This window comes from Acidocella aminolytica 101 = DSM 11237, from assembly GCF_900129125.1.
Classification (GTDB): domain Bacteria; phylum Pseudomonadota; class Alphaproteobacteria; order Acetobacterales; family Acetobacteraceae; genus Acidocella; species Acidocella aminolytica.
In genome coordinates this window covers 47,637-60,072 of sequence record NZ_FQVJ01000007.1, presented here as the reverse complement: position 1 = coordinate 60,072, position 12,436 = coordinate 47,637, and the positions used below count along the sequence as shown (strand labels likewise).

The following is a 12,436-nucleotide window of genomic DNA, read 5'->3' as shown; positions in this document are numbered from 1 at the left end:
TCCGCTTCGCTGTCCGGTGCCGGTTTACTTGGCCTCAGGCACCCCTGCAATGTTCAGCGCTTCTTGCTGGCGAGCAGCCAAGGCGGCTTGGTCGAACCCGGCCACGGTTTCCTGGAACAGGCGGCACCAGTTCAGCTCCGCGCCCAGCCGCAGGAACACCGCCCCCAGCCCAATAGCGGAACGATCCATCAGCACAAACTCACGCGGCGGGCGCACACCGCCGGTGCGTTGCAACCCGGCATGAACCTTCTGCGCGACCTCGCGGCCGAATTCCGTGCCCTGCCCTTCTTGAATCGGCCGCACCCGGTCCTCGATCAATGGCTTATACAAGAACCGCGCCCACTCATTCAGTACCTCCACCTGCTCATCCGTGATGCCCTTGAAGCCCCAGATGTCATAGGCGTGGCGGGCGCGCGACTCGTTACTTTCCTGCACGGCCTTGTACAGCTCCAGCACACCGCCAACGAATTGCGCAGGAAACACACGGATGCAGCCATAATCAAGGAGATTCAGCCCGCCTACCTCGCTCACCTGATAATTGCCCAGATGCGGGTCGCCATGGATCACGCCATAGCGGTAGAAGGGAATATACCAGGCGCGGAACAAGGCTGTTGCCAGGGCATTGCGCTGCTCCTGGCTGGGATTGCCCTCCATCCAGGACCGGAAGCCCTGGCCTTTCAGCCAGCTCATTGTCAGTAGGCGGGTGGTGGTGTAGCCCTCAATCGGCTCCGGCACGTTCACATTCGGCACATCCGCCAACATCTGCCGGTAGAGGCGCATCTGCGCTGCCTCGCGCTGGTAGTCCAGTTCCTCGCGGAAGCGTTCGCTCAGTTCGACATAAATATCGTCCTGAATGATCGCATTATCCATGCGCTTATAGACGGCCATGGCCATCTTCACCTGCCGCAGATCCGCCTCGATCACGCTCGGCATGTCTGGATATTGCAGCTTCACCGCCACGTCCCGCCCATCCGGCAGCACGGCACGGTGCACCTGTCCCAGGCTGGCGGCGGCCACGGCCTCGCGGGTGAAGCTTTTGAACTTGCTCTCCCAATCCGCCCCTAGCTCACCCGCCATGCGGCGGCGCACGAAGGGCCAGCCCATCGGCGGGGCGTTGGATTGCAGCTCTGCCAACTGCTTCGCATATTCCGGCGGCAGCGCGTCCGGCACTGTGGAGAGAAACTGCGCTACCTTCATCATCGGGCCTTTCAGCCCACCCAGCAAGGATTTCAGATCCTCTGCATGGCGGGCCTGATCGGTCTTAATGCCGAAAACCCGCTCCCCGGCGATGCGCGCTGCAATGCCGCCCACAGCGCCGGACGTGCGGGCCATGCGCCGCACCTCTCCAAAGAGATTACTGCCGCGTTCGCTCATGCGTTTTCCAGCTCGTCGATAAAGCCCGAGATCACATCCAGCCCCTTGTTCCAGAAAGCAGGGTCGGACGCGTCCAGCCCGAAGGGGGCCAGCAGCTCCTTATGCCGCTTGGCACCACCCGCCGCCAACATCTCACGGTATTTGGCCGCGAACGCCTCTTTATCCGGGGTTTCCTGGTAAACGGCATAGAGCGCGTTCACCAAGCAATCCCCGAAGGCATAGGCGTACACATAGAAGGGCGAATGGAAGAAATGTGAGATATAGGCCCAGAAGGTCCGATAATCCTCGGTGAAGTTAAAGGCCGGGCCGAGGCTGCGGGTCTGCACATCCAGCCAGATTTCAGAAATGCGCTCCGGTAGAATCTCTCCCTGGGCACGCTCGGTATGGAAGGCGACCTCGAACTCATGGAAGGCGATCTGCCGGACCACGGTGTTGAGCATATCCTCGACCTTCTGCGCCAGCATGATCCGGCGACGGGCCGGGTCTGTCTCGGCATCCAGCAATGAGCGGAAGGTGAGCATTTCGCCAAACACGCTGGCGGTTTCCGCCAGGGTCAGCGGCGTGCTGGCCAACAAATAGCCTTGGCGGGCCGCCAGAGATTGATGCGCGCCATGACCCAGCTCATGCGCCAGGGTCATCACATCCCGCGTTTTGCCGTGGAAATTCATCAGCACATAAGGATGCGCGGAGGGCACGGTGGAGTGCGAGAACGCGCCGCCCGCCTTGCCGGGGCGCAAGGCTGCGTCGATCCAGTTTTTATCGAAGAAGGGCTTGATGGTCTCCGCCAGCTCCGGGCTGAAGCCACCATAGGCGTTCAGCACAATATCCCGCGCTTCCGGCCAGGAGATGGGCTTGTCCGCATCGGCGGGCAAGGGTGCGTTACGGTCCCAATGCTCCAGCTTTTCCAGCCCCAGCCATTTGGCCTTCAGCACGTAATAACGGTGCGAGAGGCGGCCATAGGAGGATTTCACGGCTTCCACCAGCGCGTTGACCACCTCGTCCTCAACCATGTTCGCCCGGTTGCGGAAGGACCAGGGGTGCGGATAAGCGTGCCACTCATCCTCAATCGCCTTGTCCTTGGCGATGGTGTTCAGCACCAGGGCAAATAATTTCTCATTCTGCTCCATAGCCTTAGCCACGGCCTTGGCGGCAGCCTTGCGGACAGCGCGGTCGGAGTCGGAGAGCTTGTTGAGCGCGGCGGAGAGGGTCAGTTCATCACCATTCACGATAAGCCGAAGCCCGGCTATCGTCTCATCGAACAAGCGCGTCCAGGCGGAATGGCCGGTTACGTCCTTTTCCATGAAGAGCTGCTCGATCATATCCTCACGCTGATGCGGCAGGAACACCCGCAGGTCCCGCAGCCAGGAGACGTAATGGGCCAGTGCCTTGTCCTGCAGCTTCCCGGCCAGCGCCTCGTCCGAAATCCGGTTTAGCTCCAGCGTGAAAAACAGCGTCTTGGTGCCCAGGGCGGTCACGCGCTCGGCCATGGTCTGGTAAAATTGCCCATGGGCGGGGATGGAGGAATCCGCCGAGAACAGCAGCACCGCGTAGGACATGATGCGGCCGGGAATTTCCTGCAAAGACTCATAAGCGTGGATGGCCTCGGCCAGCTCCGCGCCGGACAATGCGGCCAGCCGGCCCTGATAGCGGGCTGCGAATTGCTCCGCCCCGTCCTGAACCTGTTTCAGGTCAGCTTCGATACGCGGGTCCGTGGGGGCGGCGTAGAGGTCCGTGAGGTCCCAACTGGGGAGAAATGCTTTATCCCCGTTGGAAAGCCCTTCCGGGTGCCGCGCCAAACGATTCTGGTCCATGCCCGCTCCGTTCATAATACCGTGGGCACAGATTTAGGCGCTGCGGAGCCAAGGTCAAACAGGTGCCCGACGCCACCGGCCCAAAGGTGGAAAAGTTTTAGGGGTTGCGGGGGCTTTTGACGGCAAGCCCCCGCGAAAATCTTACATGCCGATCGCGCGGCGATAAATATCCAGCAGGGTTTCCTGCTCTTCCACCTCGGCGGGCTCCTGCTTGCGGATGCGGATGAGCTGGCGAATTACCTTCACATCGAAGCCCGCGGACTTCGCTTCGGAAAAAATATCCTTGATGTCATTGGCGAGCGCCTTGCGCTCCTCCTCCAGGCGCTCGATGCGCTCGATGATGCTGCGCAGCCGCTCGCCAGCGATATTGGTCGGTTTTTCTTCGGTAGATGCAGACATGCCCAACTCCAAATCCAGGGCGGCGTGGATAAGGTAAGGGAGCGATACCGGTCAATCCGCTATTTTAGTGGCCGGATTTCGATTCATTCATCTTCGCCAACTGGTCGGGCGTGGCCGGGGTCTGATATTGCGCCTGCCACTCCTTGTAGGGCATCCCATAAATAATCTCCCGCGCCTGCGGGTCCGGCAAGGCGATACCCTGTGCTTCCGCCGCCTCACGGTACCAGCGTGAGAGGCAATTCCGGCAGAATCCGGCCAAGTTCATCATGTCGATATTCTGCACATCCGTGCGCTGGCGCAGATGCGCGACCAGGGCCCGGAAGGCCGCTGCCTCAAGTTTCTCTTTTGTGGCTTCGTCCAATGTGGGGTTGCTCAAGTTTCTGCTCCCGCTCATAGTCGAGGCGTGGAAAACGCCAATTATTACGACCCTAAAAAATATCTGCGCGGCCTATTTCAAGCCGCTATCAACGCAGCCGACCCGGCGCATTGCTTGCCCCCCAACCTGCCGCAGCTAGGCTCAGGGCGCAATATCGTCATTGGCGCGGGCAAAGCGGCCGCCGCGATGGCCGCGGCGGTGGAGGCTGCCTGGGGCGATGCTGATTATGAGGGCGTTGTGGTCACACGCTATGGCCATGCCGTACCCACCAAGCGCATCCGTGTGCTGGAAGCCTCCCACCCCGTGCCGGACGCCAATGGCGAGGCCGCCGCGCGGGAGATTCTGGCCGCCGTACAGGGGCTGAAACCCGAGGACCAGGTGGTGGCACTGATCTCTGGAGGAGCCTCCGCGCTGCTCACCTTACCCGCCCCAGGCCTGACGCTGCAGGACAAAATTTTGGTGAACAAGGCGCTGCTGGCTTCCGGCGCGCCGATTTCCACCATGAACCGCATCCGCAAGGCACTCTCCGCCGTGAAGGGCGGCAAGCTGGCCGCCGCCTGCGCACCTGCGAAGCTCATCACCCTGGCCATTTCAGACGTGCCGGGGGACGACCCGGCGATGATCGGCTCCGGCCCTACCTCGGTTGCTGGGGCGGATTACCGGATGATCGCCACGCCGATGATGGCGCTGGAAGCCGCCGCTCGAGAAGCGGGGATGCCCTCCGAGATTCTCGGCGACGACTTGGAAGGTGAAGCCTGGGAGCTCGGCCGCGCCCATGCCACACTGGCTTTGAACAGCAAGGGGCCGAAACTGCTGCTCTCCGGCGGGGAGACCACCGTGAGCATCGGCAATGCCAAGCCAGGGCGCGGCGGGCGGAATACGGAATATCTGCTCAGCCTCGCCGTGGCGCTGGAAGGTGCGCCCAATATTTACGCCCTCGCGGGCGATTCAGACGGCATTGACGGCACAGAGGATGCTGCCGGTGCCGTGGTCGGGCCGGATACGCTCGCCCGCGCCAATGCCAAGGGGCTGGAGGTCGCCGCGTATCTGGCGGGGCATGACAGCTACAGCCTGTTTGCCGCGCTGGAGGATCTGGTGATCACCGGCCCCACGCTTACCAACGTCAACGATATCCGCGCCATTCTTATCTTTTGAGGTTTTTGCATGGAAAGACTCCGCCGCCACCGCCGCACCAAGGTTATTGCCACGCTGGGACCCGCCAGTTCCACGCCGGAGATGATCCTGCAGCTTTTCCAGGCCGGGGCGGATGTGTTCCGTCTGAATTTCTCCCACGGTTCGCATGAGGACCATGCCGCGCGGATTGAGATGATCCGTGCTGCTGAAAAGCGCACCGGACGGCCCATTGGGATTCTGGCCGATGTGCAGGGGCCGAAGCTGCGCGTGGGCACGTTCCAGTCCGGCCGGGTGCAGTTGCAGACCGGCCAGCAATTCACGCTGGACATGAACCGAGCCCCCGGCGACACGCGCCGCGTCTGCCTACCGCACCCGGAGATTATCGGCGCCGCCGAGATCGGCGCCACACTGCTGCTGGATGACGGCAAGCTGCGCCTGCGCGTGCTGCGTAAGCGCGAGGACCATCTGCTGACGGAAGTTGTCACCGGCGGCGTGCTCTCTGACCGCAAGGGCGTGAACGTGCCGGATGTGGTACTGCCGATTCCCGCCCTCACGGAGAAAGATCGCTCCGACCTGGAATTCGCCCTGCCACTGGGGATTGATTATATCGGCCTATCGTTCGTGCAACGGCCGGAGGATGTGATTGAGGCCAAGCGGATTGCCAAAGGCCGCGCCCTGGTGATGGCGAAGTTGGAAAAACCCCAGGCTCTGGATAATCTGGAAGGTATTCTGAACGAGGCCCAGGCGGTGATGGTGGCGCGTGGCGATTTGGGCGTGGAACTCCCGCCCGAGGAAGTGCCTATCTCGCAGAAGCGCATCATCCGCACGGCCCAGCATCGCGGCTTGCCGGTGGTGGTGGCCACCCAGATGCTGGAAAGCATGATCACCGCCCCTGCCCCCACCCGCGCCGAAGCCTCGGACGTGGCCACCGCCGTTTTTGATGGCGCGGATGCGGTGATGCTCTCAGCTGAAAGTGCGGCGGGCCAGTACCCGCGCGAGGCGGTGAACATGATGGACCGAATCATCTCCCGTGTGGAACGCGATGAGGATTGGCGCATTGGGCTGGATGCCAAGCGCCCGCAGCCGGAAAAAACCTCCGCCGATGCGATCGCCGCCGCCGCCGTGCAGGTGGCGCATACCATCAACGCGAAGGCAATTGTGGCGCTAACCGAATCCGGCTCCACCGCGTTGCGCGTAGCGCGAGAGAAGCCGGACTGCCCGGTGCTGGGGCTGACAGTGAATCAGGCCGTGGCGCGGCGTCTGGCGGCTGTGTGGGGGGTCCATGCGGTACTGGCCGAGCCTGCCCACTCAATGACCGAAGCCGTTGAACATGCCCAGAAAATTACCCGGCGCGAGGGGTTTGCCACCAAGAACGAGGAAATTGTGGTGGTGGCGGGTGTACCCTTTGGCCAAGCGGGCACCACCAACGCGTTGCGCGTGGCCAAGCTGTAAGGGGCTTCATTACTTTTTGCTCGTATTCTGGCAAATGTTTTATTATCAGTGTGTTGCACTTACTCTTTTCAGGTAAATCCGCCTTGGAAGCAAGGCTGATTACCTGTAAGATGGCGGGCGGATTTCAGGCTTCGTCTTTGAGGATTTCTACGTTGCACACATCACGCAAGGCCACTGCCTACGGCACGGCTCTCTTCGCCTTGGGCGCCTCTGCCCTGGTTCTGGCGGGCTGCTCCAAGCCCACCCCCAAGGTGGCCGCTACGAATGCAACCCCGGTTGGGCACATTTATTCCGTGGCCGTGGCCGTGCCACCGCCCGTCTCGTCCAAAATCCGGTTCAGCCCGCATGACCAGGGGGAAATCCAGCAAGCGTTCAATGTCGTCAGCCTGAAATCCGCGCTGATGGTGGCGGCGCTCTCCTGCAATGAGCAGGATCAGTATGACGCGTTCATGCACCAGTTCCAGCCGCATGTGCTGGCCGCGCAGCACAAAATGGACGCCTATTTCTACAAAGCCAGCGGCCCGTATAGCGGGCAGAAGATGGAGGACAGCTTCATCACCCTGCTGGCCAATAACCAATCCGTCGCCGGGCTTAATCAGGGGCAAATTTTCTGCCTGAACAACGCAGCTGAGTTCAAAGCCGTGCTGGCGCTGAAGACCCCGGAACAGCTTGACAATTTTGTCACCAACCTACCCCCCACCGCCCAAGTGGCGAGCGCTGGGGCCGCGCAGTAAGGCAGGCAACAAAAACCCGGCTCATTGGCCGGGTTTTTGTTGCTCAGAAAGCGGCTTCCGCGAAGATTTTGGTGACATCGCCATTCCAGGCACCGTGATAGCGCGCCAGCCAATGTTCGGCCTGGGCGGGACCACCGGCGGCAATCTCTTGCAGAGGGACGAGATATTGCTGCTCATCCTCACCCGCCGCGTTCAGCCGGGCACGAGCTTTCAGGCCCTCGGCGGCGATGGCGACCACCTCCTTGGCCAAATCACGCAGCGTGCCCTGGCCAAAGGGCGTGTTGATGCCAGTGGCGGGCACGGCCGCGCGCAATGCCAGTATCTGCTGGTGCGAAAGCGGACGCACCAGCGCCTGGGCGGCGGCCAGAGCAGCGGGGTCGTAAAAAATACCGGCCCAGAGGGCGGATTGCGCCAGGATCATCGCCGGGTGGCCGGAATCAGCGCCACGGGTTTCGATGTATTTTTTCAGCCTTACATCCGGGAAAGCGGTCGTGGAATGGTCGGCAAAGTCGCCTATGGTGGCGCGTTCGCCCGGCAGTGCCGCCAAGCGGCCCGCCATGAAGTCCCGGAAGGATGCGCCCGCGACATCGTGATAAACGCCATCGCGATAAACAAAATACATCGGCACATCAAGCAGCCAGTTGGCATAGGCCTCGAAGCCGAAACCGTCTTGGAAGATAACCGCCGGGATACCGGAACGGGCATTGTCCGTGTCTGTCCAGACAAAGGCCCGGTTAGAGAGCAGGCCGTTGGGCTTCCCCTCACTGAAGGGCGAGTTGGCGAACAGGGCCGTGGCCAGAGGTTGCAGGGCACTGGCCACGCGCATCTTCGCCACCATGTCGGCCTCGGACGCAAAGTCAAGATTCACCTGCACGGTGCATGTACGCAGCATCATGTCCAGCCCGCGCATGCCAACCTTGGGCATATAAGCGCGCATGATCTTGTAGCGGCCCTTGGGCATCCAGGGCATGGCGGCGCGGCTGGCGGTGGGGTGATAGCCCAGCGGCGCGAACCCCAGCCCCAGGCCCGGCGTAATGTCGTGCAGGCGGGCGATATGCGCGTCCAGCTCCGCCTTGGTGGCGTGCAGGTCGGTAAGGGTGGCGCCAGACAGCTCAAACTGCCCGCCCGGCTCCAGCGAGAGGGAGGCGCCGCCTTTGCCCTTCAGCCCAATAATATTGCCGTTATCGAGAATGGGCGCCCACCCGTCGCGCACCTGCACCGCTTGCAGCAGCGCGCCAATGCCATCCGCCCCCTCATAAGCGGGGGGCGTGGTATCGGCATGGCGGAAGCCGAACGCCTCATGCTCGGTACCGATGGTGAAGTCCTGGGCCGGTTTGCAGCCGGATTCCAGATAAGCTGCCAAGTCTGAGACGCTGGTGATCTCGCGCGTATCGGCATCGCCGGGGTTTGACAAGTGCTTCGTTCCTTCAACGTCTTTTAAGGCAACGCTGCCAGATGCAGCGCCAGCCCGGCTATGGCAGCGGTCTCGGCCCGCAGGATGCGGCGCCCCAATGACACGCGTGTAATGATGGGTGTCCGAGCGATAGCTTCAAGCTCTTGATCGGTAAAGCCGCCCTCCGGCCCGATCATAAGTGCGGTGGGACCGGTGGCGGGGCCGAGCAAGGCGGCGGTGCGGCGTTCATCCGCCACGAAGAGCGGGCGGGCTGGCCAATCCGCCATCAGCTTCATCACCGGCAGCGGGGCGCGGATCTCGGGCACGTGCAGGCGCTCACATTGTTCCGCCGCCTCAGTGGCGATAGCGTGCAGGCGCCCCAGATTCACATGGTCCGCATTAGTGCGGGCGGTGATGATGGGCTGAATGACGGAAACGCCCAGCTCTGTTGCTTTTTCCACCACCATGTCGGTCTTCTGGCGCTTCAGCAAAGCGAAGCAGAGCCAGGCATCGGGCTCCGGCGCGGGAGGGCGGGTTTGGGTCAGGGCTTCCAGCACCGCCGCCTTGCGGGAGATTTTGCGCACCGCCGCGCGCCACTCCCCGGCCATGCCATTAAAAACGCGCAAGCTGTCGCCCTCGGCCAGGCGCATGACATTGGCAAGATAGTGGGCCTGGCCATCAGAGACCGCAAATGCTTCCCCCGGCGTGGGCAGATCAGGAACATAGAGACGAATTGACGTGTCAGCCATGGCGGGCTGAATAGCACCCATGAGCGGATTCACCGATATCGAACGTGGCGGCTGGGTTGCAAAGCTGCCGGACCGGTTCCTCCCCTATATTCTACTGGCGCGGCTGGACCGGCCGATCGGCGCCTGGCTGTTATTTCTGCCAGGGCTGTGGGCCATCTGCCTCACCGCGCACGGCTTTTGGCCAGGGTTGGGGCTGGCGGTTTTGTTTTTCATCGGCTCAGTGGTGATGCGCGGCGCGGGCTGCGTGGTGAATGACCTCTGGGACCGCAAGATGGACGCGCAGGTAGAGCGCACGCGCGGGCGGCCGCTGGCCTCGGGCATGGTGACACCCTTGCAGGCATTGCTGTTTCTGACCACGCTGTGCGCGGTTGGGCTTGTGATTTTGCTGCTGCTGAACAACACCTCCAAGCTACTCGGCGTGGCCTCTCTGGTGCTGGTGGTGCTGTACCCGCTGGCCAAACGCGTGACTTGGTGGCCGCAGGCGTTTTTGGGGTTTACGTTCGGTTGGGGCGCGCTGCTGGGCTACGCCGCCGCGCATGGGCACCTGACTTGGCCGGTGGTGCCTCTTTATATCGCCGCGATTCTCTGGATTATCGGGTACGACACCATATATGCCCACCAGGATCGCGAGGATGATGAGCTGATCGGCATTAAATCCACCGCGCGGCTGTTCGGGAGCCATACGCGCGAGGCCTTGTGTATTTGTTATGGATTCTCGTTTCTGCTGCTGCTGATGGCGATGAGCGCTTTTCCGCTGCATCATCTGGGGTATTGGATGATGCTGCTCCCCGCCGCGCTGATGGTGTGGCAGATTATCCGGCTGGATATCAATAATCCGGCCCGGTGCTTGGCGCTGTTCAAGCTTAACCGGGAAGTGGGGCTGGCCGTTGCGTTGGCGATACTTGTCGGCTGGATGTAAGGAGGTGCTTTGCTCTCATTCCTGATCGCGCTGCTTGCCGCGGTGTTTTTGTGGGAGGTGGCCGCCATTAAGACCAACCTCCGCCTGGCACAAACGGCAAGGAAAAGATTGTTCAGGATGGGCGGGCGCTTTGCCATTGTGGCGCTGCTGGTTGAGCTGGTTGAATCCACAGTGCCGGAGACCGGGCTCTCCCCCCTCACCCATGCCGCGTGGCATGCGCTGCTGATGGCCGCGATCCCGGAGGAGTTGATCAAATTTCTGGCGGTGACCCGGTTTGGCAAACGCGAGCTGAGCGAGCTGGGCCCCAGCATTGCGGTGCTGATGGCGGTGGGGACATCTCTGGGGTTCGGCGTGCTGGAAAGCCAGTTTTCTGGAGGGGGCGTGTTGGGGATTTTCACCGCCCTGCCGATGGATGCGATTTTTGGCTTCACCATGGGCGGGTTTCTGGCGCTGGCCTGGAACAAGTCTGGTGAAACCAATGAGAGTCTGCTGCTGATGGCGCTGCTGGTGCCGATGGCGTTTCACTTCCTGTTCACCTTCCTGCTGGTGCTGCACCAACAGGTTCCGGCGCTAATTTGGCCGCTGGCTGCCCTGCCCGCCGTGATGCTGTTGGAAGGCGGGTTTGCGCTGATTCTCACTAACCATGCGGTGAATAAGAGGTCCGGCTATGCAGTCAAGCGCCCGCCTTTCGACCCTTACGGCACCCGCGCCCGGCAATTTGCCATGCTGTGCTTCGCGCTCACGGGCGTAGCCATGGCCCTGGCCGCTTATGACCCCCACCTGCGGGCGTTGGGGCTGTGCGCGGTGCTGCCGCTGCTGTTCATGCTGGATCTGGGGCTGGTCGCCATGGCGCGCAGCCGTGGCTATGCCTGATTGACGGGCTGACCGAAACAAGTAACAAGCTGCGCCTGCCGGGGTGTCCGCATTGTGTGGGCTGAGATTATACCCATTGAACCTGCCTGGGTCATGCCAGCGAAGGGAGAGCGCCAATGAGCCTCAATCGCCGTTCATTTTTATCCATTAGCGCGGGAGTGCTTGCCGCGCCCGCGATCGCCCATGCCGCTATGGCACGGAAATTCACCCTCATTCTCGACTGGTTCATCAACCCGGACCATGCGCCGCTTTTCGCCGCGAAGTATTGCGGAGCGTATGAAAATGCCGGGCTGGATGTGAAACTCATCGCCCCCACGGATCCAGACGTGCCCCCCCGGCTAGTGGCCGCCGGCAAGGCGGATGCGGCGCTGACCTACCAGACCCAGCTTTATCTGCTGGTGAACCAAAGCCTGCCCGTGCGCCGCACCGGCACGCTGATCAACAAGCCGCTGAACACGCTGACCGCGCTGAAACGCAGGGGGATCACCAAACTCACCGATTTGAAGGGCCGCAAGGTCGGGTATTCAGTAGCCGGGGTGGAGCCGGTGATTATCGGCGCGATGCTGAAACATGTGGGCATGAGCCTGAAGGATATTCAGCTCGTGAACGTAAATTTTGAACTGGTCTCGGCCTTACGCTCGAACGAGGTGGATGCGGTGATCGGCACCTACCGGACCTACGAGGATATCCAACTCGCGCAGGAAGGGTTGGACCCGGTGATCTTTCTGCCGGAAGATTATGGCGTGCCGCCCTCGGATGAGCTGATTCTGCTCTCCAACGCCAACGAACTGAAAAACCCGGCCCTGCCCGCGTTTCTGGGCGCGCTGAAGCAGGGCGTGGCGGCGTTGAAAGCCGACCCGGATGGAATGCTGAAGAAATTCCTGAAGGAAAATCCCAGCTTGAATGACAAGCTGGACATTGCCTCCTGGCACGCCTTGCCGCCTTATTTCGACAACGACCCGGCCGCGTTGGATGCGAAACGCTATGAGACTTACAGAGATTTCCTGTTCGAGAATGGCGTGATCAAGCAAAAACTGCCGCTGGGCAAGTATGCGGTGACAGTCTCCTGACCATAAAAACCCCGGCATCCTGGTGCCGGGGTTTTTTTCAGGCCGAGTGGATCAGTCGAAAATGATTTCCACGCGACGGTTCTGCGGTTCACGCACGCCAGGGCCGGTGGGCACCAGCAGGTGGGTTTCACCGAAGCCGTGGATCTCGATCT

General features: G+C 61.7%; 12 protein-coding genes. 6 read left to right on the top strand and 6 right to left on the bottom strand.

Annotated features, from left to right (window positions below; genetic code table 11):
- Positions 1 to 24 precede the first annotated feature (24 nt).
- The 4 genes from BUB54_RS05570 to BUB54_RS05555 form a co-directional block, all read right to left on the bottom strand.
- Positions 25 to 1,374: an ABC1 kinase family protein gene (locus tag BUB54_RS05570; RefSeq protein WP_048880480.1), complete on the bottom strand. Its 1,350-nt coding sequence runs from the start codon at positions 1,372 to 1,374 to the stop codon at positions 25 to 27.
- Positions 1,371 to 3,185 carry a M3 family oligoendopeptidase gene (locus BUB54_RS05565; protein WP_048880481.1) on the bottom strand — a complete coding sequence of 605 codons (1,815 nt, stop codon included), beginning with the start codon at positions 3,183 to 3,185 and terminating at the stop codon, positions 1,371 to 1,373. Before BUB54_RS05565 ends, BUB54_RS05570 begins: the two co-directional genes overlap by 4 nt.
- 141 nt (positions 3,186 to 3,326) lie before the next feature.
- On the bottom strand, positions 3,327 to 3,584 hold the full coding sequence (locus tag BUB54_RS05560) for a DUF2312 domain-containing protein (protein WP_048880482.1): 258 nt from the start codon (positions 3,582 to 3,584) through the stop codon (positions 3,327 to 3,329).
- Between the two features lie 64 nt (positions 3,585 to 3,648).
- The gene (locus tag BUB54_RS05555) at positions 3,649 to 3,960 is read right to left on the bottom strand and encodes a DUF1244 domain-containing protein (RefSeq protein WP_241869479.1); all 312 of its coding nucleotides are present in this window, start codon (positions 3,958 to 3,960) and stop codon (positions 3,649 to 3,651) included.
- Positions 3,961 to 3,987: 27 nt separating this feature from the next.
- Here BUB54_RS05555 and BUB54_RS05550 point away from each other — a divergent pair, with 27 nt between their 5' ends.
- From BUB54_RS05550 to BUB54_RS05540, 3 genes are all read left to right on the top strand, one after another.
- Positions 3,988 to 5,115, top strand: coding sequence for a glycerate kinase type-2 family protein (locus tag BUB54_RS05550; protein ID WP_048880484.1), 1,128 nt, complete (start codon positions 3,988 to 3,990; stop codon positions 5,113 to 5,115).
- A 9-nt stretch (positions 5,116 to 5,124) separates the two neighbouring features.
- On the top strand, positions 5,125 to 6,546 hold the full coding sequence (gene pyk, locus BUB54_RS05545; RefSeq protein WP_048880485.1) for a pyruvate kinase: 1,422 nt from the start codon (positions 5,125 to 5,127) through the stop codon (positions 6,544 to 6,546).
- A gap of 152 nt (positions 6,547 to 6,698) precedes the next feature.
- On the top strand, positions 6,699 to 7,280 hold the full coding sequence (locus BUB54_RS05540; RefSeq protein ID WP_139284807.1) for a hypothetical protein: 582 nt from the start codon (positions 6,699 to 6,701) through the stop codon (positions 7,278 to 7,280).
- Positions 7,281 to 7,323: 43 nt separating this feature from the next.
- Here BUB54_RS05540 and BUB54_RS05535 read toward each other — a convergent pair whose 3' ends face one another.
- Entirely contained in the window at positions 7,324 to 8,694 is a 1,371-nt protein-coding gene (locus tag BUB54_RS05535; protein ID WP_048880487.1) for a glutamate--cysteine ligase, read from the bottom strand.
- 23 nt (positions 8,695 to 8,717) lie between these two features.
- Positions 8,718 to 9,455 (bottom strand): 16S rRNA (uracil(1498)-N(3))-methyltransferase, encoded by a 738-nt coding sequence (locus BUB54_RS05530; protein ID WP_342351556.1) that lies wholly within the window; start codon positions 9,453 to 9,455, stop codon positions 8,718 to 8,720.
- Between BUB54_RS05530 and ubiA the strand changes: the two genes are divergently transcribed.
- The 3 genes from ubiA to BUB54_RS05515 all read left to right on the top strand — a co-directional run bounded on the left by ubiA (position 9,442) and on the right by BUB54_RS05515 (position 12,284).
- Positions 9,442 to 10,341, top strand: coding sequence for a 4-hydroxybenzoate octaprenyltransferase (ubiA, locus tag BUB54_RS05525; protein ID WP_048880488.1), 900 nt, complete (start codon positions 9,442 to 9,444; stop codon positions 10,339 to 10,341). The two genes, BUB54_RS05530 and ubiA, sit on opposite strands and share 14 nt — an antisense overlap.
- Before the next feature lie 9 nt (positions 10,342 to 10,350).
- The gene (locus BUB54_RS05520; RefSeq protein WP_048880489.1) at positions 10,351 to 11,214 is read left to right on the top strand and encodes a PrsW family glutamic-type intramembrane protease; all 864 of its coding nucleotides are present in this window, start codon (positions 10,351 to 10,353) and stop codon (positions 11,212 to 11,214) included.
- 116 nt (positions 11,215 to 11,330) lie between these two features.
- Complete coding sequence (locus BUB54_RS05515) at positions 11,331 to 12,284, top strand: ABC transporter substrate-binding protein (protein ID WP_048880490.1); 954 nt, start codon at positions 11,331 to 11,333, stop codon at positions 12,282 to 12,284.
- The last annotated feature ends 152 nt before the right edge of the window (positions 12,285 to 12,436 follow it).

Bases quoted from the DNA above. Each gene is read 5' to 3' on its own strand.
- BUB54_RS05515 (WP_048880490.1), top strand. From the start codon at position 11,331: ATGAGCCTCAATCGCCGTTCATTTTTATCCATTAGCGCGGGAGTGCTT.
- BUB54_RS05565 (WP_048880481.1), bottom strand. From the start codon at position 3,185: ATGGACCAGAATCGTTTGGCGCGGCACCCGGAAGGGCTTTCCAACGGG.
- BUB54_RS05560 (WP_048880482.1), bottom strand. From the start codon at position 3,584: ATGTCTGCATCTACCGAAGAAAAACCGACCAATATCGCTGGCGAGCGG.
- pyk (WP_048880485.1), top strand. From the start codon at position 5,125: ATGGAAAGACTCCGCCGCCACCGCCGCACCAAGGTTATTGCCACGCTG.
- BUB54_RS05570 (WP_048880480.1), bottom strand. From the start codon at position 1,374: ATGAGCGAACGCGGCAGTAATCTCTTTGGAGAGGTGCGGCGCATGGCC.
- ubiA (WP_048880488.1), top strand. From the start codon at position 9,442: ATGAGCGGATTCACCGATATCGAACGTGGCGGCTGGGTTGCAAAGCTG.